The sequence below is a fragment of the Bradyrhizobium sp. USDA 4353 genome (assembly GCF_054063215.1).
In genome coordinates, this window is record NZ_JBSSGB010000001.1 from 3,443,897 (window position 1) to 3,465,883 (window position 21,987).

A 21,987-nucleotide genomic window follows, 5' to 3' on the forward strand; every position below is an offset into this window, starting at 1 on the left:
AGGCGCTGTGATGTAGCTATCACAGCGAAAAGGCCTGCAGCAGAGCGGGCCTCCGAGGGAGGACAGATTCGATGAGCTGGTGCAGTCGTGCACTTTCGTTTGGTTGGCTGGCGGCCATCGCCGGCGTCGTAGCCGGGCTCGGTGTCTCGACGACACCGGCGAAGGCGCAGAATTATCCGGCGCGCAGCATCACGATGATCGTCCCGTTCGCGGCCGGCGGCCCGACCGACGTCATAGCGCGCATCGTCACCGCGCACATGGCGCAGACGCTGGGACAGAGCATCATCATCGAGAACGTCGTCGGCGCCGGCGGCACCACCGCGACCACGCGCGCGGCTCGCGCCGCCAATGACGGCTACACGCTGATCACAGGCCACATGGGCACGCATGCCGCCGCCGTGCCGCTCTATCCCAAGCTCGCTTATCATCCGGAAAAGGATTTCGAGCCGGTCGCGCTGCTCGCGGGCACGCCGATCCTGATCCTGGCGCGCAAGGATTTCGCACCCAAGGATACAAAGGAGTTCGTCGACTACATCAAGGCCAACGCTGAGAAGGTCAACGCCGCCCATGCCGGCGTCGGCTCGGTCTCGCACGTCTCATGCGAGCTCCTGAACTCGATCCTCGACGTCAAGCCGGTCGGGGTGCCGTTCAACGGCACGGGACCTGCGATGAATGCGCTGGTCGCCGGCCAGGTCGACTACATGTGCGACCAGATCGTCAACGCCGTGCCGCAGATCAATGCCGGCACCATCAAGGCCTATGCGATCGCAACGCCCGAACGCAATCCGGCGCTGCCGAACGTCCCGCCCACCACGGAGGCCGGGCTGCCCAAGTTCCAGGCCCAGGCCTGGAACGCGATCTTCGCGCCGAAGGGCACGCCGGCCCCGATCCTGGCCAAGCTCAACGCCGCCGCGGCCAAGGCGCTCGACGACGAAGGCGTGCGCAAGCGCCTGCTCGAGCTCGGCAGCGTCATTCCGGCACCGGCCGACCGGACCCCGGAGGCGCTGGGGGCGCTGGTGAAGGGCGAAGTCGTCAAATGGAGCGCCGTGCTGAAGCCGGCGAGCTAGCCTCAACAACAGATGACGAGGGTGCGAGGGGCGGGACCGCAGGGGTTCCGCCCTTGCCATTTGCGGCGCGGCGACCGACATTTTCCAGGGTATAATCCGCGATCGGGTCGAGTCGAGGCTAGGGCCCGGCGATGTCCGCCGTTAAATTCGCCGCCTTCCGCGAGGGGCCGCCGGCAAGAACCATGCACCAATATCACGACCTGCTCGAACGCATTTTGTCCGACGGCGCCGAGAAGCACGACCGCACCGGCACCGGCACCTATTCCGTGTTCGGCCACCAGATGCGCTTCAATCTCGCCGCCGGCTTCCCGATGGTCACTACCAAGCGGCTGCCGCTGAAGGCGATCGTGCATGAGCTGCTGTGGTTCCTGAAGGGCGACACCAACATCAAATATCTGCACGACCACGGCGTCACCATCTGGGACGAGTGGGCCGATGCCAATGGCGATCTCGGCCCCGTCTACGGCTATCAGTGGCGCTCCTGGCCAACGCCGGACGGCGGCCACATCGACCAGATCAGCAACGTCATCGACATGATCAAGCGCAATCCGGATTCGCGCCGGCTGATCGTCACGGCATGGAATCCCGCCGACGTCGAGAAGATGGCGCTGCCGCCGTGCCACTGCCTGTTCCAGTTCTATGTGGCGAACGGCAAGCTGTCCTGCCAGCTCTATCAGCGCTCGGCCGACGTCTTCCTCGGCGTGCCTTTCAATATCGCCTCCTATGCGCTGTTGACGATGATGGTTGCGCAGGTGACCGGCCTGAAGCTCGGAGACTTCGTGCACTCGTTCGGCGACGTGCACCTCTATTCCAACCACGTCGAGCAGGCCCGCCTGCAGCTCACCCGCGAGCCGCGGCCGCTGCCGACCATGACGCTCAATCCCGACGTGAAGGACATCTTCGCCTTCCGCTACGAGGATTTCGCGCTCGCCGGCTACGACCCGCATCCGCACATCAAGGCCGAGGTCGCGGTCTGACGCATGCCGCTGTCGATCCGTCCTGCCAGGCCTGATGACACCGGCACCGTGCTGGCGCTGATCCGCGAGCTCGCCGACTACGAGAAGCTCGCGCATGAGGTGGTGGCCACCGAGGCTGACATCGCGGGGGCGCTGTTCTGCGAGCACCCGAAGCTGTTCTGCGATCTCGCGGAATGGAACGGCAGCGTCGCCGGCTTCGCCGTGTGGTTCGTCAACTTCTCGACCTTTGCCGGCAAGCCAGGCATCTATCTCGAGGACCTGTTCGTGCGGCCGGTGTTCCGCCGCAACGGCATCGGCCAGGCGCTGCTCGGCCATCTCGCGAAGACCTGCGTCGAGCGCGACTACGCGCGGCTGCAATGGTCGGTGCTCGACTGGAACGCGCCATCGATCACCTTCTACAAATCGCTCGGTGCCGAGCTGATGGACGACTGGACGCTGTGCAAGGTCACGGGCGCGTCGCTGGCGCAGCTTGCGGAGAAGGCGCCGTGATCGAGATCGTGTTCGTCGTCGCCATGGCCGAGAACCGCGTCATCGGTGCTGATGGCGCAATCCCGTGGCGTCAGAAGAGCGACATGCGCCGCTTCAAGGCGATGACGATGGGGCGGCCGATCGTGATGGGGCGCAAGACCTTCATGTCGTTTCCGCGCCGTCCGCTGCCCGGCCGGACCAACATCGTGATCACCCGCGATACTGCGTTTCGAGCTGATGGCGCCATCGTCACCCACACTGTCGACGAAGCGCTCGACATCGCGCGCGGGGATGCGCTGCGGCGTTCAGCCGCGGAGATCGCGGTCATCGGCGGCGCCCAGATCTATGCCGCGACCCTGTCGCTCGCCGACCGCCTGGAAATCACCGAGGTCCATGCGTGTCCGCCGGGCGATACCCTGTTTCCAGTGATCGACCCGATCCAATGGGAGGAGGTGGCGCGGGAGCGTCATGCCTCGGGGCCGGACGATCAGGCCGAATTCTCCTATGTGACCTATCGCCGGATACGCTGATCTTGCGAGGCTGCGAACGGCGCGGCTGCCCTTTCAAGACCATCCGTTAAGGATGAAGTCCCGTTGTCCGGCCCGCGTGGCGGTTTCGGGGGCGCGGCAAACGGGCGCTTCCGGCCCTGTTTACATTGACAAAACCCGGTTCGGGCTTAGCTGGAGCGCTACGTTGTAAGGGGCGGGGCCGTCCCTTATAACCCGGCCGCCGTCGGGGGCCGGCGTTCGTGCAGTATCAGCCTCGCGGAGGAGATCGATCGATGGCGTGGAAGAATCAGGGCGGAGGCCCGTGGGGCCCGGGTCCGAAGGGGCCCTGGGGCTCGGGACCGCAACCGGTCGGTCCGAGGCCGCCCGACCTTGAGGATCTTCTGCGGCGCGGTCAGGACCGGCTGCAGCAATTCGTGCCGGGCGGCGGCTTCGGCACCGCCGGCGTCCTCCTGGTCGTGCTCGGCGCCATCATCATCTGGCTGGCCTCCGGCATCTACCGCGTGCAGTCCGAGGAGCTCGGCGTCGTCCTGCGCTTCGGCAAATATGTCCGCGATGAGCAGCCGGGCCTGCGCTACCATCTGCCTTACCCGATCGAGACCGTGCTGCTGCCCAAGGCGCTGCGCGTCAACTCGATCTCCATCGGCATCACCGCCGGTGACGACGGCCGGCGCGGTGGCCGCGGCGGTCGCGACGTGCCCGAGGAGAGCCTGATGCTGACCGGCGACGAGAACATCGTCGACGTCGACGTCACCGTGCTCTGGCGCATCAAGCCGAAGGGCGCCGCCGACTTCCTGTTCAACATCCAGAACCCGGAAGGGACCGTGAAGGCGGTGGCCGAGAGCGCGATGCGCGAGGTGATCGGCCGCTCCAACATCCAGCCGATCCTGACCGGCGCCCGCACCGTGATCGAGCAGAACGTGCAGGAGCTGATGCAGAAGACGCTCGATAATTACGGCTCCGGCATCCAGATCACCCAGGTGCAGATGCAGAAGGTCGATCCGCCGTCGCAGGTGATCGAGGCCTTCCGCGACGTCCAGGCGGCGCGCGCCGACCTCGAGCGTCTGCAGAACGAGGCCCAGACCTACGCCAACAAGGTCGTCCCCGATGCCCGCGGCCGCGCCGCGCAGATCCTGCAGGTCGCCGAAGGCTACAAGGAGCAGGCGATCGCCGAGGCCAAGGGCCAGAGCGCCCGCTTCCTCAAGGTCTATGACGAGTACAAGAAGGCGCCCGACGTGACCCGCGAACGCATCTATCTCGAGACCATGGAGCGCGTGCTCGGTGGCTCCGAGAAGCTCGTGCTCGACAGCGGCGCCTCCGGTGGCCCCGTGCCGCTGCTGCCGCTCGGCGATCTCGCGCCCCGCCGCCAGGCGCCCGGCGCAGCCCAGGGAGGCGTCCGATGAAGTCCCCCGTTGCAGGCATCGTCGCCCTCGTTGCCGTGCTCGTCATCGTCGTGGTCGGCTACAGCTCGCTGTTCACGGTGAGCCAGACCGAGCAGGCGCTGGTGGTGCGGTTCGGCAAACCGGTCGATGTCGTCACCCAGCCGGGCCTGAACTTCAAGGCGCCGTTCGTCGACAACGTGATCTCGATCGACAAGCGCATCCTCGACCTCGAGAACCCCTCGCAGGAGGTGATCGCGTTCGACCAGAAGCGGCTCGTGGTCGACGCCTTCGCGCGCTACAAGATCAAGAACGCGCTGCAGTTCTACCAGAGCGTCGGCTCGATCCAGACCGCCAACGTCCAGCTCGGCACGCTGCTCAACGCGGCGCTGCGTCGCGTGCTCGGCGAGGTCACCTTCACGCAAGTCGTTCGCGACGAGCGCGAGGCGCTGATGCGCAAGATCCGCGATCAGCTCGACAAGGAGGCCGATGCCTATGGCATCCAGGTCGTCGACGTCCGTATTCGTCGCGCCGACCTGCCGGAGGCCAACAGCCAGGCCGTCTACAAGCGCATGATGACCGAGCGGCAGCGCGAGGCCGAGGAGTTCCGCGCGCTCGGCGGACAGAAGGCGCAGGAGATCAGGTCCAAGGCCGATCGCGAAGCCACCGTCATCGTCGCCGAGGCCAACTCGCAGGCCGAGCAGACCCGCGGCGCCGGCGATGCCGAGCGCAACCGGCTGTTCGCCGAGGCCTACGGCAAGGACCGCGACTTCTTCGCCTTCTACCGCTCGATGACGGCGTATGAGAACGGCCTGAAGTCCGGCGACACCCGCTTCCTGCTGCGGCCCGACTCCGAGTTCTTCCGCTACTTCGCCAACCCCTCGGGGAAGGCGCCTGCGGAGGCGCCGTCGTCGACAGCCAGCACGGCGGCCGCCAACGCGACAGCGGCTGCGGTGCAGGCTCCCAAGCCCTGACGGCGCTGACCCGGTTGATCCCGGCGAATAAGAGTTGACATGGACGGGGCGAAGCCGTTGCTTCGCCCCGTCTGATATCAAGAAGGTCGAATGGGAGGTCCGGGTCCGATGAGGTCCATTGCGTTTTCCGATTTCCTCATCGGATTAGGTATCCTGTTCGTGCTCGAAGGCCTGATGTTCGCGGCCAGCCCCGACTGGATGCGGCGGGCGATGAAGACCGCGATGGCCACCCCTGACAATGTGCTGCGCGCGGTTGGGATCGGCTCGGCGGTGGCCGGCCTGGTTCTGATCTGGGTCATCCGGCGGCCGATCTGAGCGGGGGCGGACGACCGACCCGCGGCTCTGCCGATCCCAGGAACGAAGCCTGCGTCCGGCCATTGCCCTCGCCGCCCGGCCAACGCCATTGTGAGGCGATGGCTGCGCCATTTTGCCGTATTAGGTCGCCTTCAATGATGAATCTGGCGGTCCGGTCCGGCGTGCTTGCGTCGCCGCCCGGTTCCGGCGCACTGTAACGATTGATTTTGCCGACTTTTCTGGAGATCCGCCCGATGACCGCAACGCTTGCTTTCCGCCGTCGCCTGCGCCCCGTCCTGGCCGCGGCCGTCCTCGCCGCCGGCTGGGCGCTGGCGCCGTTGCCGGCCTCGGCGCGCGGACCGGAGGGCATCGCCGACGTCGCCGAGAAGGTCATCGACGCCGTGGTCAACATCTCGACCTCGCAGACGGTCGAGGCCAAGGGCGGCGGCTCCTCCGAGGGCCGCAACGCCAATCCGCAGGTGCCGCCGGGCTCGCCGTTCGAGGAGTTCTTCGACGACTTCTTCAAGAACCGCCGCGGCGGTCCGGGCGGCCGGGGCGGCGCCGACAACTCGCCCCGCCGCACAAACTCGCTCGGCTCCGGCTTCATCGTCGACGACTCCGGCATCGTGGTCACCAACAACCACGTCATCGCCGATGCCGACGAGATCAACGTGATCATGAACGACGGCACCAAGATCAAGGCCGAGCTGGTCGGCGTCGACAAGAAGACCGACTTGGCGGTGCTCAAGTTCAAGCCGCCGCGGCAGCTCACCGTGGTCAAGTTCGGCGATTCCGACAAGCTGCGGCTCGGCGACTGGGTGGTCGCGATCGGCAACCCGTTCAGCCTCGGCGGCACCGTCACCGCCGGCATCGTCTCGGCCAAGAACCGCGACATCTCGTCGGGTCCCTATGACAGCTACATCCAGACCGACGCCGCCATCAATCGCGGCAATTCCGGCGGTCCGCTGTTCAACCTTGACGGCGAGGTCATCGGCGTCAACACCCTGATCATCTCGCCGTCCGGCGGCTCGATCGGCATCGGCTTCGCCGTGCCGTCGAAGACGGTCGCCGGCGTCGTCGATCAGCTACGCCAGTTCGGCGAGCTGCGCCGCGGCTGGCTCGGCGTGCGCATCCAGGGCGTGACCGACGAGATCGCCGAGAGCCTCAACATCAAGCCGGCGCGCGGCGCGCTGGTGGCCGGCGTCGACGACAAGGGCCCGGCGAAGCCCGCCGGCATCGAGCCGGGCGACGTCGTCGTCAAGTTCGACGGCCACGACATCAAGGAGCCGAAGGACCTGTCGCGCATCGTCGCCGATACCGCCGTCGGCAAGGAGGTCGACGTCATCGTCATCCGCAAGGGCCAGGAGCAGACGCTCAAGGTCAAGCTCGGCCGGCTCGAGGACAATGAGAAGGTCCAGCAGGCGGCGATCAAGAAGGACGAGCCGGCCGAGAAGCCGGTGACCCAGAAGGCGCTCGGCCTCGATCTCGCCGCGCTCTCGAAGGACCTGCGCACGCGCTACAAGATCAAGGACAGCGTCAAGGGCGTCGTCGTCACCGGCGTCGACCAGTCCTCCGACGCCGCCGAGAAGCGCCTGTCCGCCGGCGATGTGATCGTCGAAGTCGCGCAGGAGGCTGTCACCTCCGGCAACGACATCAAGAAGCGCGTCGACCAGCTCAAGAAGGACGGCAAGAAGTCGGTCCTGCTGCTGGTGTCCAACGCCGACGGCGAGCTGCGCTTCGTGGCGCTGAGCTTGCAGTAAGGGCCGCAGGCGTTCGTTCCGGACACAGCTGCGTAGGGTGGGCAAAGGCGCGCCCGCCCTTTGCGCGATGAGGCACGCCCTATCGCGCGCCGTGCCCACCATCTTCTTTCCCTGCGGGTCGACGGTGGGCACGCGACCGCCCTGCGGGCGTTCGCTTTGCCCACCCTACCGCGCCACAAACTCCGCCGTCGTCCCGGCCTCGAGCCGGGACCCATACCCCCAGGGAGCGGTTTGGGGCAGGCGGGTTATTGGCATTTTGCCCATCACATCCGCTGCGGCGTATGGGTCCCGGCTCAAGGCCAGGACGACGATGGGGAAACATCCGATTCACATCTCAAACAGCGCAGGCTAGCCAGTCAGTATGAGGACATGAGGTCGCATTCTCGCGGCTGATATCGCCCGAGGTCTGCAATCGCTCGTCCCTCGCAAACAGGCAGAGGGCGCAGGGAATGCCGGGTGACAGCCTCACCCATGGCCCGCCTGCGGAAAAGAATGCAGGCGGCAGGTACCACAGGCAAAGCCGAAACACGCCGGCATTCCCTGCGCGATGGGTTTCACGCTTATACGCAGTCTCCCTGGTGCGCCGGCTTGTTGGCCACCATGCCGCGACAATGCTCGCGCATTGCGCGGGTGATACCAGCTTCGGGGTATCAGGACGCTGCGACTTCACGTCCGCAACCAAGCCGTTCGTCGGCGCGCCCGAAGACACGCTGCGGCTCGATCGCGGCCATCGCATCCCCGCCTCGCGTGTCGTGACGATCGCGCGCAACGCCCCTTGTGTTCAGAAATTCTGTCAGAATGTGCGAACGGGCGGTTCTCGCAAAACCGCCCGTCGCTGGATCTGAGCCCGTAACGCCCCAAACGCGGCAGAGCCTGTATCAGAGCGAGGGACAGCTCCGGTGATCTTCCTCAACCCGAACAGTTGCAAGGGCTTCGAGCCCATACAAGGCAAGGAAGGGAGTGGATGATGACACAGATCGCAAATGGTGTCGCTGGTATCGATGTGGCCAAGGACAAGGTGGACGGCTGCATTCGGAAACTCGGAGTACGGCAGACATTCCCGAGCAGTTCGCTTGGGCATCGCCAGTTGGTGGCCTTGCTTCGCAAGCACAAGGTGACCAAGGCCGTCATGGAGGCCAGCGGCGGCTATGAGCGCGAATGGGCCAAGGCGCTGCGCGAGGCCGGGATAGAGGTGCGGATCGTTGATCCCAAACGGGTTCGCAGCTTCGCCTTGTCGGCGGGTCGACTGGCGAAGAACGACACGATAGACGCAGAGATGATCGCCTGGTTCGCCGAGACGTTCGACGAGGCACCGAGCCAGATCTACGATGCTGCACGCGAGGAACTGGCGGGGCTGGTGAAAGCGCGCAAGAATCTGATGGATCTGAAAACCCGTTTGCAGAACCAGACCGAGCATGTTGTGCCGGGATTGGCGCAGAAGGCCCATTCCCAGGTGTTGAAGACGCTCGCGGCTCAGATTGCGAAGCTCGAGGCTGCGATCTTCGCCAGGGTCAAGGCGACGCCGGAATTTGCCGAGCGCGCCGAGATCATTGAAAGTGTGCCGGGGCTTGCCGTCATGACCTCCGCGCTCCTCATCGCAGGAGCGCCGGAACTCGGCAAGGTGAGTGATAGGATCGCCGCTGCCCTGATCGGTGTTGCCCCTTACGACGACGACAGCGGCAAGCGCCGAGGCGAGCGCCACATCAAGGGAGGTCGGCGCTGGGTGAGAAACGGCCTGTTCCTTCCCTGCCTCGGAGCAGCGACGCAGCATAATCCGGTGCTCAAGACCTACTATGAACACCTCATCGCCAAGGGCAAAGAGCCGAAAGTTGCCCTCATCGCCTGTATGCGCAAGCTGATCATCATCCTCAACACGATGATCGCCCGCGGCGAAAAATGGAATCCCAAGCAGCCGCGCGTTGCGATGAGCTGATCGAGCGCCACATGCGCTCGGTTCACGACCGAGCGCATGCCAAGCCAACAGGACGGCGAGCGGACGGGGTCAAGGCCTTCAGCCGCCGAAGGCGGGGGCGCGTCTCGCGCCAGCCTTGAGGCCGGCCGTTCGCCGGCCTACCTCAAAAGCACAGTTGCTCAGCGGTGAGGCGGGATGACGCTAAACAACCATGTATTCCGAAAAATAGCAAGTCGTTTTTATTTATCGGAACGATGGCCGATCGGAAGCTCTCGCTGCGAACCGCCGACGACAGTTCACGCCATCTGGGCGAGATCGGGCCAGTGCACGCGCAGGATGGTCTTGCCGCCGGCCGCGGGGATCTCGGACCGGCCGGTTTCGACGACGGTGCCGCCAAGCCGCCGGTAGAACCGAAGGCCTGCCGTGTTCGCCTCGAACACCCACAGATGCAGCCCTGGGCTTGCGCCGCTCGTCGCGAGTCGGCGCGCCGCGCCACGGAGCAGCCGCTCGCCGAGGCCGGAGCCGCGGGTGTCGGAGCGAACGTGGAGATTGTCGACCAGGCTTCCCCATACCGGATCGGCATCGCGATAGCAGCAGACGAAGCCGCGCAACGGACCATCCGGATCGCAGGCGACGGTGACGAGCTGATCGGCGGCGGGTGCACTTAGCCGCTGCGTCCAGACGTTCAGCCTGTCGGCCTCGATGGCGCCGCCGAGAAACTCCGGCGCGAGAATATCGGCATAGGCATCGCGCCAACTCGCCGCGTGGAGCGCTGCGATGGCTGGGGCATCCTGCTCATGTGCCGGCCGGATCAAGAAGTCAGTCACGAATCCCTCCAATTGAGCTGCGGTCCCTCTGCCCGCCGTCGGACAGGCGGGCGGCTTCGCCGGCAAGCCAGCTCGTGAACAGCTTGACGCGCGCGTCGGTGCTCAGGATGGCCGGCCAGCGAACGACATGCACCTTGCTGGACGGCACGTCCCACTCTGCCGAAAGCACCCGGGTCAAGCGGCGCTCGGCCAGCGCGTCGTGCACGAGCAGAGACCGTCCCAATGCCACGCCTGCACCTTCGATGGCCGCCGCAAGAGCCAGGCTGATCGTATCGACGCGCATGCCGGCCGGATTCTCCGGCCCGAGGCCGAGCCGCTCGAACCACGCCGGCCACGACCATTCCGCGCCATCATCGCGCCCGGCTCGTCCCTTGTGGATGATCGGATAGGTCGCGAGCTGCCGGACGGCCTGAAGCGGGCGGCTGCGCGGCAGCAGCCGCGGCATCGCGACGGGGAAGACGTGCTCCCTGAACAGCAGCCTCTGTGTCGAGCTCGCGCGCGCCAATGCTTTCGGAAGCCACAACACCTGAAGGTCGACATCGGCGGCCCGCGCCTGCGCTTCGCTTTCGGCGACGACCAGCTCGACGCCGATCTCGGGATGCCTGGACATGAAGCCGGGGAGGCGGCGCACCAGCCAGTAATGCGACAGCGCGGCGCCGACGCCGACCTTCAGCACGGCCGGCTGCGCTTCCGCGCGGTAGCGCGCGCGCAGCGTGGCCATCTCGTCAAGCAGGCTTGCAATATCGTTGAGCAGCGACGCGCCTGCCGTCGTCGGCGACAGCCCGGTGCCGCTGCGATGATTGAACAGCTTGGCGCCGAGATAGGTCTCGAGCTTGCGCAGCCGGTGGCTCACCGCGCTCTGCGTCAGGCCGAGCTCGGTCGCCGCGAGCGTCATGCTGTGGTGACGTGCGGCGGCCTCGAAGGCAACGAGACCGTCAAATGGCGGAAGCGAACGCATGCACGGGAGTATGAATGATTTTCATGCTGACGTGAATGGTCGCCCATTCCAATGTTGAGGTGTTGCCATCATGAGTGAGGCCGTTCAATGCCGACGACACGTTCCGTGCTGCTCGACGCCGATAGCGAGATCCTGCTGTCGATGCGGCCTGCGATCGCCCTCAGCCTGGCGGCGTTCCTCACCAATTTTGATGTGACGGCGGTGGTTGTCGCCTTGCCCACCGTCGCGGCGGAGCTTCGACTGGGGATTTCCGGCCAGGCCTGGATGATGGACGCCTATAGTCTTGCCTTCACGGCCACGCTCGTCATCGCCGGCGGTCTCGCCGACGGGTTTGGACGCAGGCGAACGATGCTGGGCGGCAATCTCGTGTTCGCCGCGGCATCGGCGGCCTGTGCGTTGGCGGGCGATGGTCTGACCCTGGGGCTCGCGCGGATGTTGCAGGGGCTTGCGGCGGCCTTCGTGATCACCGGCGGCATCGCGCTGATCGCCGGGCTCTACCCGCAGGCCGCTGCCCGCAGTCGCGCCCTGGCGTGCCTCGGGGTCGTCTCTGGCATCGCTATGGCGCTCGGTCCCAGCCTCGGAGGCGCCGTCTCGGAATGGCTGGGCTGGCGCTGGATTTTCCTCGCCAATCTGCCGGCGTGCCTGCTCGCCGGGCTGAGCATTCCCCGGCTCGTTCCGGAGATGCGCCGGTCGCAGCATCGCCCGCTGGATTATGTCGGCATGGGGCTGCTCAGCGCCGCGCTGAGCGTGTTCGTCGTCACGTTGCTGCATGCCGAGGGGCAGTCCCACATGATCGCCGGATGCCTGCTCTCTGCGCTCTTGCTGGCGGTGTTCATCGGCCAGCAGCGACGCCTGGCACAGCCGATCTTCGATCCGGCGATCTTCGTCAATCGCGGGATGATCGCGGTCGCCTTGTTGTTGAATGCGGTCTCGCTCGGCTACTGGGCTGTGCTGGTCTATTTGCCGGGTTTTCTGGGCACCACGTTTGGCTGGACCGCCGGCGAGTCCGGCTTTGCGATGCTCGCGGCGACCGTCCCGATGCTCGTCGTGCCGCCGATCGGCGCCAGGCTCATCATTCACTGGGGATGGCGACGACATTTCAGCGTCGCGCTGGCGATCATGGCGGCGGGAAATGTCCTCTTCGTCGGTGCGCTGGCCGTGCCCGATCCGGCGCTGCAATCGTGGGTCGTGCGCCTCGCCATGGGCGGCATTGGCATGGGTGCTGCGCTGGCTCATCCCCAACTGTCGGGAGCCGTGGTTGCGCTGGTGCCGGCTGATCATGCCGCGATGGCGGCTGCGGCGACAGTCATCATGCGCCAAGCGGGCTTCGCAATCGGCATTGCCGTGCTCGGCGCGGTTCTGGGCAGGTCGGGCGCAGTCCTGAACTACGCATCGGTCTTCGTTGTGGCCGCATCGGCCTGCACTTTGGCGGGACTGTCGGCCCTGCTGCTGCCCTCCCGCCGGTCGCAAGGACAGGCAGAGAGAAGCAGCAGCAAGTGATGTAGGTGCGAGACGCCGCTTAGTTGCGGACGCTGCCGACGGTGGTCGGGACGACGAGCGCCGCGCTGCGGCGGTGGTGGGCGAGGACGGCGAGCTGGTGCGGCGAGGCCGAGCTGTCGGCGTTGATCGCAACGGTCTGCTCGGTAGCCGACGACGCGCCGACGACGGAGAGCTGATGCGGGGTCGCGGGCAGCGCGCTGACTGTGTAGCTCGGCAGCTCGCCGGCCGTGGCCGCGCCGGTCAGCAGCGCGAGCGCAACGAGGGAGCCGGGAATGATGTGCTTGATGGTCATGGGAAGAGTCCTTGTGTGACGATGATCGATTGCATCAATTGCAACCGTTTTCGTTTCCTTGGACGCTCCCTAGCGTTGTGGGTGTTATATGCGCTGCAGCATGATTTGACAATTCATCGATTGGTGAGGCGGTCAAAATGGCATCGATTTACCTGCTGTGATGCAGAAGACGAATGATCTGATTTGTGATCTCGAATGAGATTGGAATGGAGTTGCGCGGGAGTGGGCTGGATTGAAACAAATGCTTGGGCGCGGCGTGAGGCGACGGAGCGCGTGTCATCCACCAGCGAATCTCGCTTGCACTTGCGAGCACGAGGCCCGATCGCGATGGCCCAGCATTCGCGAAAGTTTTAGCTAAATGTCACAGAGGGGCGCAGGACGACTCATCGTTTGCAGTCGTGTGACGTCACTCGATGAGTGGAATGAATGGTGGCCGCGCCGTCGTTACTGGGAGGAGCGAAGCGATGAAGCAATCGAGTCTCTCACGTGTCGTCCAGGATTGCGTCCGCCTTCGCCTTTCGAGCTATGGCGGACACGTCGCTTCGCTCGCAATGACGAGGGAGTGGCTGCTTGATGCAGTGCCCTCTCCCCTTGCGGGAGAGGGCATGTAGGACGGAGCCGCAAATTCGCTCGGGTGAGGGGTATCTCTCCGCAAGTAGCGCTCGCGGAGAGATACCCCTCACCCTAGCGAATGTGTGGACGGGCCGGCGATGCCCTCTCCCGCAAGGGGAGAGGGCACTGTATTGCGCAGCGACCCCCGCGGCCGCAGCCCCGTTACTCCACGAACTGATCGCGGGTGTAGCCCTGGGCGTAGAGCAGAGCGGTGAGGTCGCCGTGGTCGATGCGGGCGGACGCGGCGGCGGAGACGGCGGGCTTGGCGTGATAGGCGACGCCGAGGCCGGCGGCCTCGATCATGCCGAGATCGTTGGCGCCGTCGCCGACGGCCAGCGTGTCGATCTCGTCGACGTCGAAGGACTCGCGCAGCTCGACGAGAGTGGCGAGCTTGGCGTCGCGGCCGATGATCGGCTCGCGCACCTCGCCGGTGAGCTTGCCGGCGTCGATGACGAGCTCGTTGGCGCGGTTCTCCTGGAAGCCGATCTTGGCTGCGACGGCATTGGTGAACAGCGTGAAGCCGCCGGAGATCAGGCAGGTATAGGCGCCGTGGGCGCGCATGGTCATCACCAGCTGGCGGCCGCCCGGGGTCAGCTTGATGCGCTTGGCGAGCACCTCGTCGACGACGCTGACCGGCAGGTCCTTCAGCAGCGCGACGCGCTCGCGCAACGCCGGCTCGAAGGCGATCTCGCCGCGCATGGCGCGCTCGGTGATGGCGGCGACCTTTGGCTTCAGCCCGGCAAAATCGGCCAGCTCGTCGATACATTCCTGGCCGATCATGGTGCTATCCATGTCGGCCAGAAAAAGCTTCTTGCGCCGGACGGCCTCGGGCTGCACCACGATGTCGATCGGCATGTCGCCGCGCAGGTCGCGCAGCCGCGCCTCCAGCTTGTGGATCTCGCCGTCATGCGAGAACGGGATGTCGATCGCGACCTCGTCGAACAGCCAGCGCGGCGTGCCCGGCTGCGGCAGCACGGCCAGGAAGGCCTCCACGATCGTGGTATCAAGCGCGGGATCGGCGGGATTGCAGATGAAGGTGGCGACGAGAGACATCAGGTGACTTTGCCAGGGATCAACAAAGCCGTGCTTATCGCAGGGCCGACCGCCAGCGGCAAGTCGGCGCTGGCCATGGAACTTGCGCAAAAAGCGGGCGGGGTGGTCATCAATACCGATTCCATGCAGGTGTACCGTGATCTCCGGGTGCTGACCGCGCGGCCGACGCCCGAGGAGGAAGCTGCCGTGCCGCACCGGCTCTATGGGCATGTCGATGCCGCCGTGAACTACTCGGCCGGCCATTATGTCCGAGATGCCGCCGAGGTGCTCGCGGAGGTCCAGCGCGACGGGCGGCTGCCGATCTTCATCGGCGGCACCGGGCTGTACTTCAAGGCGCTGACGCGGGGACTGTCGGCAGTGCCGCCGGTGCCGGACGAGGTGCGTGACGCCGTGCGCGACAGGCTCGAGCGCGATGGCGTCGAGGCGCTGCATGCCGAGCTGTCGCGTCGCGATCCGGAGGCAGGGGCGCGGTTGAACGTCCGCGACCGCACCCGCATCGCCAGGGCGCTGGAGGTGATCGAGGGCACCGGTCGGCCATTGGCCGAGTGGCATGCGGAGACGACGCCTCCGCTGCTGCCGCAGGGGAGCTACCAGGGTGTGTTCATCGCGCCGGATCGGGAAGCGCTGTATGCGCGGATCGACGCGCGGTTCGAGGTGATGCTGGAGGCGGGCGCGCTGGTCGAGGTCGAGCGGCTGGCTGCGCGGGGCCTCGATCCGCTGCTGCCGGCGATGAAGGCCCATGGCGTGCCGGCGCTGATCCGTTATCACAGGGGCGAGATCTCGCGGGTGGAGGCGGCCACCATCGGCAAGGCGGACACGCGGCATTACGCCAAGCGGCAGTTCACGTGGTTTCGACACCAGCTGCCGGAGTTCGAATGGATGAGCCCGGAGGCGGCGAGGGCTTGGGTTAGAGCATTGAAGATTTTATGATATCGTGATATCAAGTCTGCGGAGGCGATGATGGCCGATATCCTGATCCGAAAAGTGGACGACGAGACCAAGGAGCTGCTGCGGCTCAGAGCGGAAAGGCGGGGCAAGAGCTTGGAAGCCGACCTCCGGGAGACGCTCGAAAAGCTCGCGCGCGAAGAAGCCCAGTCGCCAGATGATGCTCAGCCGTTCGGAACTTGGCTGGTGGGGATTTCGCGACCGGGGATCGAACTGGACGAAGCGCTCGATCTGTTGCGTTCCGCACCGGTTCGGCCGGCTCAGTTTGAATGATCCTGCTCGATACCAACGTGATTTCCGAGTTGCTGAGGCCAGTGCCGTCACGGGAGGTCGTCAGCTGGCTCGACGCAAACTTTGCTGGCAGTGCAATTTCAAGCATCACCATCTTTGAGCTCGGTGCAGGGCTCGCGATGCTCGATGCCGGCAAGCGCAAGGATGCGCTGGAGAACGCGATCACGCGAACAGTCAGGCGGTTTGGCAGTCGCATCTACGCTTTCGACACAGCCGCGGCGCATGCAGCTGCAGCGCTGCTCGCTGAGGCTCGGGCGCGCGGACTTGCACTTCATCAGATCCCGAACAAGCTCGCTGACCTGCAGATCGCCGGGATTGCGATGGCCTATGGCCTCGATCTTGCGACCCGCAATGTTGGTGACTTTGGAGGCCTAGGGATCAAGCTGATCAACCCATGGTCGGCCAGAACCTGACAGTCATGTCGTAATTACCGCTCGCCGAACCGCAAATTCCGCGCTACCTTGACAAAATCGCGCTGACGAGCCTGCTTTGCCTTGACATCAGGGTCACCATGGTTATGTTCGCGCAACCTTTGGGAAGCCAGATCGCCGTCATGCGCAACTTTATTGCCATTCTCCTTATCGTAGTCGTACCCAGGCGCATCGCCGGGGATGGCTAGCGGCCATCCAAAATCCGAGCGGTGCGCAGGGCCTTCCAGGGCCCTTTTTTATTGCCCGGAAGCCACCACCGACCCTGAACCAAGCGACCCAAGACGAACCGACCCAAGCCAGACCGAACCGACCGACCAAACGACCACCCGCTTTCGAGAAGCGATCCGGAGCCTGCCATGACCGACAAGAGCCACGATCCGAACCAGATGACCGGCGCCGCGATGATCGTGCGCGCGCTCATCGACCACGGCGTGCAGCACATCTTCGGCTATCCCGGCGGCGCGGTGCTTCCGATCTATGACGAGATCTTCCAGCAGAGCGAGGTCGAGCACATCCTGGTCCGCCACGAGCAGGGCGCCGGCCACGCGGCCGAAGGCTATGCACGCTCGACCGGCAAGCCGGGCGTCGTGCTGGTGACCTCCGGTCCCGGCGCCACCAACATGGTGACGCCGCTGGCGGACGCGATGATGGACTCGATCCCGCTGGTCTGCATCACCGGCCAGGTGCCGACGCATCTGATCGGCAACGACGCCTTCCAGGAATGCGACACCGTCGGCATCACCCGGCCCTGCACCAAGCACAATTGGCTGGTCCGCAACGTCAACGATCTCGCCAAGGTGCTGCACGAGGCGTTCTATGTCGCGACCACGGGCCGGCCCGGTCCGGTTGTCGTCGACGTGCCGAAGGACGTGCAGTTCGCCACCGGCACCTATCATCCGCCGCGCAAGTCCGACGTCCACATCTCCTACGCGCCGCGCGTCAAGGGCGATGCGATGCAGATCCGCAAGGCGGTCGCGCTGCTGGCCTCGGCCAAGCGGCCAGTGATCTATTCCGGCGGCGGCGTCGTCAATTCGGGGCCCGAGGCCTCGCGGCTGCTGCGCGAGCTGGTCGAGGTCACGGGCTTCCCGATCACCTCGACCTTGATGGGGCTGGGCGCCTATCCGGCGTCGGGTCCGAACTGGCTGGGCATGCTCGGCATGCACGGCACCTACGAGGCCAACATGACGATGCATGATTGCGACGTCATGCTGTGCGTCGGCGCGCGCTTCGACGACCGCATCACCGGCCGCACCGACGCGTTCTCGCCGAACTCGAAGAAGATCCACATCGACATCGATCCGTCCTCGATCAACAAGAACATCCGCGTCGACGTGCCGATCATCGGCGATTGCGGCGACGTGCTCGCCGACATCCTGCAGGTGTTCAAGGCCGAGGCGAAGAAGCCGGATATCAAGTCGTGGTGGCAGGAGATCGCCGTTTGGCGCGCGCGCAACTCGCTCGCCTACAAGCCGAACCGCGACGTGATCATGCCGCAATATGCGATCCAGCGGCTGTTCGAGCTGACCCGCGGCCGCGACACCTACATCACCACCGAGGTCGGCCAGCACCAGATGTGGGCGGCGCAGTTCTATGGCTTCGAGGAGCCGCACCGCTGGATGACCTCCGGCGGCCTCGGCACCATGGGCTACGGCCTGCCGGCGGCGATCGGCGTGCAGGTCGCGCATCCGGATAGCCTCGTCATCGACATCGGCGGCGACGCCTCGGTGCAGATGACGATGCAGGAGATGTCGACGGCCGTGCAGTATGAGCTGCCGGTCAAGATCTTCATCCTCAACAACCAGTATATGGGCATGGTGCGGCAGTGGCAGCAGCTCCTGCACGGCAACCGGCTGTCGCATTCCTACTCGGAGGCGCTGCCGGACTTCGTCAAGCTCGCGGAGGCCTATGGCGGCGTGGGTCTGCAGGTGTCGAAGCCGGGTGATCTCGACGGCGCGATCAAGGAGATGATCTCGGTCAAGAAGCCGGTGTTGTTCGACTGCCGCGTCGCGGCGCTGGAAAACTGCTTCCCGATGATCCCGTCGGGCAAGGCGCACAACGAGATGATCCTGCCCGCCGAGGCGAGCGATCCCGCCGCCGCGTTCGCGGGCGGCAAGGCGCTGGTGTGAGTTCGTCTCGTGAGCACAGCGCCCACTCCAAACTCCACTGTCATCGCCCAGCTTGACCGGGCGATCCAGTACGCCGCGGCCGTCGTGAGTCCCACGACCGCTGCGGCGTACTGGATGCCCGCCTTCGCGGGCATGACACAGTGGTGCGGCGCTCTTCACCTCTCCCCGCGTGCGGGGAGAGGTCGGATTGCATCGAAAGATGCAATCCGGGTGAGGGGGGCTCTCCGCGGGGTCGGTGCCCGTGGCTGCCCCTCACCCCAACCCTCTCCCCGTAAGGACGGGGAGAGGGAGCCCAGCTGCGTTCGTGGCTACCGGCGAACCACACATGAGCAGGCCCATGTTCACCCTCGCTGAGCTCGAAGCCGCGCACGCCATCGTCGGCACTGCCGTGCCGGCGACGGCGGCGCATGCGTGGCCGTTGCTGGCGCAGCGGTTGGGGACACATGTTGTCGTCAAGCATGAGAACCACACGCCGGCCGGGGCCTTCAAGGTGCGGGGCGGGCTGGTCTATGTCGATAACCTCAAGCGCACGCAGCCCGACGTCCGCGGCCTCATCACCGCGACGCGCGGCAATCATGGCCAGAGCGTCGCGTTTGCCGGCCGCCGCAACGGGCTGCCGGTCACGATCTACGTTCCACGCGGCAACTCAGTCGAGAAGAACCGGGCGATGGCGGCGTTCGGGGCCGAGCTGATCGAGCACGGTAGCGACTTCCAGGAATCGCGGGAGGAGGCGATCCGCCACGCCGCGCGCGATGGCCTGCACATGGTGCCCTCGTTCCATCCGGACATCGTGCGCGGCGTCGCGACCTATGCGCTGGAGCTGCTGCGTAGTGCTCCCGATCTCGACGTGCTCTACGTCTCGGTCGGGCAGGGCTCGGGCATCTGCGGCTGCATCCTCGCGCGCGACCTGCTGGGCTTGAAGACCGAGATCGTCGGCGTGCAGTCGACCGGCGCGCCGTCCTATGCGCTGTCGTTCGCGGCGCGCAGCGTCGTGCCCACCAACACCGCGGACACCCATGCCGACGGGCTCGCCACGCGCAGCCCGGATGCGGATGCGCTCGCGATCATCCTCAAGGGCGCCTCGCGCATCGTGCAGGTCAGCGACGCCGAGATCGCCGCCGCCGTGCGCATCTTCTGGACCGACACCCACAATCTCGCCGAAGGTGCCGGCGCGGCCTCGCTCGCAGCCGCCCTGCAGGAGAAGCCCAGGCTCGCCGGCAAGCGCGTCGGCCTGGTGCTGACCGGCGGCAATATCGATCTCGATCTGTTCAGGCGCTGGGTAATGCCGGTGGCCGCTGAAGAAATCGCGGAGTTGTCTTAATGGGCACCCCGCTCACTCCACACACCGCCGTCATGCCCGGGCTTGACCCGCCTGCGCGGCCGAAGCCGCTTCGGCGCGGCGAAGGCCGGGCGTCCACGAGCCGCGCGCGCGCCGCTCGACGTGGATGGCCGGGACGAGCCCGGCCATGACGGCTGAAATCCGATGGGGACACCAATGAACCAGCCAGCCTCCGCCTACTTCCTCGAAGACCGCCACGATCCCAACGAGACCCACACGCTGTCCGTGCTGGTGCAGAACGAGCCCGGCGTGCTCGCACGCGTGATCGGCCTGTTCTCCGGGCGCGGCTACAACATCGAGAGCCTCACCGTCTCCGAGACGGAGAGCCAGAAGCATCTCTCGCGCATCACCATCGTCACGACCGGCACGCCGATGGTGATCCAGCAGATCAAGCACCAGCTCGACCGCATGATCCCGGTCTACCGCGTCGTCGACATGACGCTCACCAAGCGCGCCATCGAGCGCGAACTGGCGATGATCAAGGTGCGCGGCATCGGCGAGCCCAGGGTCGAGGCGCTGCGGCTGGCGGATGCGTTCCGCGCCCGCGTCATCGATGCCACCACCGAGAGCTTCGTGTTCGAGATCACAGGCAACACCGACAAGATCAGTCAGTTTATCGATCTGATGCGCCCGCTCGGCCTGGTCGAAGTCGCCAGGACCGGGATTGCGGCGATCGGGCGGGGACCGGAGGGGATGTGAGTCATGCTGGCGCGCGATTGGTACTACAACGAACGCAACCGGATCGGGCTCGATCATGCGGTGGCATCGATCTACGGCGCAGGCGATGATGCCGACGAGCGCGCGCGCGCCGCGTTGAGGATGCTCGGCGTCAAGCCGGGCTGGCGGGTGGCCGACATCGGCTGCGGCAACGGCGTGCTGGCGACGGAAGCGGCGCTGATGGGCGCCGTGGTCGACGCGATCGACATCTCGCCGGCGATGCTGGCGCTGACGAGGATCTACACGAGGGATCGCCGCACCGCGGTGCGGATGCATTCGGCGGGGCTCCTGTCGTTCGCTTATGAACCCGCGAGCTACGATCTGATCGCCAGCGAGTTCACGCTGCATCACCTGCCGGATTTCTGGAAGGCGGTGGCGCTGGCGCGGATCTTCGCGGCGCTGAAGCCGGGCGCGCAGTTCTTCCTGCGTGATATCGTCTATGTCTCGATGCCCGACGGCGCCGAGCGCTCGGTCGAGCAATGGGCTGATTTCAACATCAAGAACCACGACCTCGCCCGCGACAGCGTCATCACCCACATGCGCGACGAGAACTCCACCTTCGCCTGGGTGATGGAGCGCATGCTGAGCGAGGTCGGGTTCGTGACGGTCTCGGCCGACTACCACGCCCCGATGCACGCGACCTATGTGCTGCAGAAGCCGGCGGGGCAGGGCTGAAGCGAGGTGTGTTGATGTTCGAGCGAAATGGTGAGGTGGCCACGCTGCCACCCTCCCCTGGAGGGGGAGGGTCGATCGCGCATGAAATGCGCGATCGGGGTGGGGTGGGCCCCACCCACAGCTCGCGCGCGGAGAAATCACCCCACCCCGGTTCACATCGCGGCTTCGCGCGATGTGAACCGACCCTCCCCCTCCAGGGGAGGGTGAAGAGTCCTCGCGCGGTGGGAGCTCACTGAATGTCCCAGCATCTCCTCATCGCCTTCGTCACCTTCGCCTTCGTCATGTCGTTCACGCCCGGGCCGAACAACATCATGCTGCTGTCATCAGGCGTCACCTACGGCTTCCGCCGCACCGTGCCGCACATGATGGGCGTCAGCTTCGGCTTCGCCTTCATGGTCGGCGCCGTCGGCGTCGGCCTGGCGACGGTGTTCATCACCTATCCGGTGCTGCAGGAGGTGCTGAAATATCTCGGCGCCGCCTATCTGATTTATCTCGCCATCGCGATCGCGTTCTCCGGGTCGACCAAGCCGGAGGAGGCCACGCTGCGCGGCCCGATGTCGTTCTGGGGCGCGGCGCTGTTTCAATGGGTCAACGCCAAGGGCTGGGTGATGGTGATCAGCACCATCACCGCCTATGCCGCGATCGCGCGCTTTCCCGCCAATGTTGCACTGCAGGTCGCGATCAGCTTCGTGATGGCGATCGGCTCGACCGTCACCTGGACCCTGTTCGGCACCGCGCTGCGGCCGCTGCTCAGCTCCGAGCGCGCCGTGCGCGGCTTCAACATCGTGATGGCCGTGCTGCTGCTGGCCTCGCTCTATCCCGTCTTCATGGACGCATGAGGGAGCGCGCCGCCATGCGAGATCGGGGTTTCCATCCGCCCCCAA

At 65.8% G+C, this 21,987-nt stretch carries 22 protein-coding genes; 18 read left to right on the forward strand and 4 right to left on the reverse strand.

Translation table 11 applies throughout. The features are described 5' to 3' along the window. Positions 1–71: 71 nt before the first annotated feature. The 9 genes from ACVILH_RS15155 to ACVILH_RS15195 all read left to right on the forward strand — a co-directional run bounded on the left by ACVILH_RS15155 (position 72) and on the right by ACVILH_RS15195 (position 9,358). The gene (locus tag ACVILH_RS15155; protein WP_456713608.1) at positions 72–1,067 is read left to right on the forward strand and encodes a tripartite tricarboxylate transporter substrate-binding protein; all 996 of its coding nucleotides are present in this window, start codon (positions 72–74) and stop codon (positions 1,065–1,067) included. Between the two features lie 182 nt (positions 1,068–1,249). Further along, on the forward strand, positions 1,250–2,044 hold the full coding sequence (locus tag ACVILH_RS15160; protein WP_456716985.1) for a thymidylate synthase: 795 nt from the start codon (positions 1,250–1,252) through the stop codon (positions 2,042–2,044). A 3-nt stretch (positions 2,045–2,047) separates the two neighbouring features. After that, a complete protein-coding gene (locus ACVILH_RS15165) occupies positions 2,048–2,533 on the forward strand; it encodes an N-acetyltransferase family protein (protein WP_456713609.1) in 486 nt (161 codons plus the stop codon). Then, the gene (locus tag ACVILH_RS15170) at positions 2,530–3,042 is read left to right on the forward strand and encodes a dihydrofolate reductase (protein WP_456713610.1); all 513 of its coding nucleotides are present in this window, start codon (positions 2,530–2,532) and stop codon (positions 3,040–3,042) included. The genes ACVILH_RS15165 and ACVILH_RS15170 overlap by 4 nt, the downstream gene beginning before the upstream one ends. A 251-nt stretch (positions 3,043–3,293) precedes the next feature. Further along, the gene (hflK, locus tag ACVILH_RS15175) at positions 3,294–4,421 is read left to right on the forward strand and encodes an FtsH protease activity modulator HflK (protein WP_456713611.1); all 1,128 of its coding nucleotides are present in this window, start codon (positions 3,294–3,296) and stop codon (positions 4,419–4,421) included. After that, on the forward strand, positions 4,418–5,371 hold the full coding sequence (hflC, locus tag ACVILH_RS15180; protein ID WP_456713612.1) for a protease modulator HflC: 954 nt from the start codon (positions 4,418–4,420) through the stop codon (positions 5,369–5,371). The genes hflK and hflC overlap by 4 nt, the downstream gene beginning before the upstream one ends. A gap of 108 nt (positions 5,372–5,479) precedes the next feature. Beyond that, positions 5,480–5,686, forward strand: a complete 207-nt coding sequence (locus ACVILH_RS15185; RefSeq protein WP_006615035.1) for a DUF2065 domain-containing protein — start codon at positions 5,480–5,482, stop codon at positions 5,684–5,686. Positions 5,687–5,919: 233 nt separating this feature from the next. Beyond that, positions 5,920–7,425: a Do family serine endopeptidase gene (locus ACVILH_RS15190; protein WP_456713613.1), complete on the forward strand. Its 1,506-nt coding sequence runs from the start codon at positions 5,920–5,922 to the stop codon at positions 7,423–7,425. Positions 7,426–8,389: 964 nt separating this feature from the next. Next, entirely contained in the window at positions 8,390–9,358 is a 969-nt protein-coding gene (locus ACVILH_RS15195; protein ID WP_456711844.1) for an IS110 family RNA-guided transposase, read from the forward strand. 275 nt (positions 9,359–9,633) lie between these two features. Here the strand turns inward: ACVILH_RS15195 and ACVILH_RS15200 are convergent, their stop codons facing one another. Both ACVILH_RS15200 and ACVILH_RS15205 read right to left on the reverse strand, forming a co-directional pair. Further along, on the reverse strand, positions 9,634–10,164 hold the full coding sequence (locus ACVILH_RS15200) for an N-acetyltransferase family protein (RefSeq protein WP_456713614.1): 531 nt from the start codon (positions 10,162–10,164) through the stop codon (positions 9,634–9,636). Further along, positions 10,157–11,122, reverse strand: coding sequence for a LysR substrate-binding domain-containing protein (locus ACVILH_RS15205; protein ID WP_456713615.1), 966 nt, complete (start codon positions 11,120–11,122; stop codon positions 10,157–10,159). Before ACVILH_RS15205 ends, ACVILH_RS15200 begins: the two co-directional genes overlap by 8 nt. A gap of 87 nt (positions 11,123–11,209) precedes the next feature. Here ACVILH_RS15205 and ACVILH_RS15210 point away from each other — a divergent pair, with 87 nt between their 5' ends. Then, the gene (locus tag ACVILH_RS15210; RefSeq protein ID WP_456713616.1) at positions 11,210–12,622 is read left to right on the forward strand and encodes an MFS transporter; all 1,413 of its coding nucleotides are present in this window, start codon (positions 11,210–11,212) and stop codon (positions 12,620–12,622) included. 19 nt (positions 12,623–12,641) lie between these two features. On the opposite strand, the gene ACVILH_RS15215 is transcribed toward ACVILH_RS15210, so the two are convergent. After that, on the reverse strand, positions 12,642–12,914 hold the full coding sequence (locus tag ACVILH_RS15215) for a hypothetical protein (protein WP_456713617.1): 273 nt from the start codon (positions 12,912–12,914) through the stop codon (positions 12,642–12,644). A gap of 774 nt (positions 12,915–13,688) precedes the next feature. Further along, positions 13,689–14,579, reverse strand: a complete 891-nt coding sequence (gene serB / locus ACVILH_RS15220) for a phosphoserine phosphatase SerB (protein ID WP_456713618.1) — start codon at positions 14,577–14,579, stop codon at positions 13,689–13,691. Between the two features lie 3 nt (positions 14,580–14,582). On the opposite strand from serB, the gene miaA reads away from it, so the two are divergent. From miaA to ACVILH_RS15260, 8 genes are all read left to right on the forward strand, one after another. Continuing rightward, the gene (miaA, locus tag ACVILH_RS15225) at positions 14,583–15,509 is read left to right on the forward strand and encodes a tRNA (adenosine(37)-N6)-dimethylallyltransferase MiaA (RefSeq protein WP_456713619.1); all 927 of its coding nucleotides are present in this window, start codon (positions 14,583–14,585) and stop codon (positions 15,507–15,509) included. Between the two features lie 30 nt (positions 15,510–15,539). Continuing rightward, complete coding sequence (locus ACVILH_RS15230) at positions 15,540–15,797, forward strand: FitA-like ribbon-helix-helix domain-containing protein (protein ID WP_456713620.1); 258 nt, start codon at positions 15,540–15,542, stop codon at positions 15,795–15,797. Then, positions 15,794–16,228 carry a PIN domain-containing protein gene (locus ACVILH_RS15235; protein WP_456713621.1) on the forward strand — a complete coding sequence of 145 codons (435 nt, stop codon included), beginning with the start codon at positions 15,794–15,796 and terminating at the stop codon, positions 16,226–16,228. Before ACVILH_RS15230 ends, ACVILH_RS15235 begins: the two co-directional genes overlap by 4 nt. 374 nt (positions 16,229–16,602) lie before the next feature. Beyond that, positions 16,603–18,372 (forward strand): acetolactate synthase 3 large subunit, encoded by a 1,770-nt coding sequence (locus ACVILH_RS15240; protein WP_456713622.1) that lies wholly within the window; start codon positions 16,603–16,605, stop codon positions 18,370–18,372. Positions 18,373–18,709: 337 nt separating this feature from the next. Continuing rightward, positions 18,710–19,693 (forward strand): threonine dehydratase, encoded by a 984-nt coding sequence (locus ACVILH_RS15245; RefSeq protein WP_456713623.1) that lies wholly within the window; start codon positions 18,710–18,712, stop codon positions 19,691–19,693. Between the two features lie 174 nt (positions 19,694–19,867). Beyond that, positions 19,868–20,410, forward strand: a complete 543-nt coding sequence (ilvN, locus tag ACVILH_RS15250; protein ID WP_456713624.1) for an acetolactate synthase small subunit — start codon at positions 19,868–19,870, stop codon at positions 20,408–20,410. 3 nt (positions 20,411–20,413) lie between these two features. Further along, positions 20,414–21,103, forward strand: coding sequence for a class I SAM-dependent methyltransferase (locus ACVILH_RS15255; protein ID WP_456713625.1), 690 nt, complete (start codon positions 20,414–20,416; stop codon positions 21,101–21,103). A gap of 236 nt (positions 21,104–21,339) precedes the next feature. Next, the gene (locus tag ACVILH_RS15260; protein ID WP_456713626.1) at positions 21,340–21,942 is read left to right on the forward strand and encodes a LysE family translocator; all 603 of its coding nucleotides are present in this window, start codon (positions 21,340–21,342) and stop codon (positions 21,940–21,942) included. The last annotated feature ends 45 nt before the right edge of the window (positions 21,943–21,987 follow it).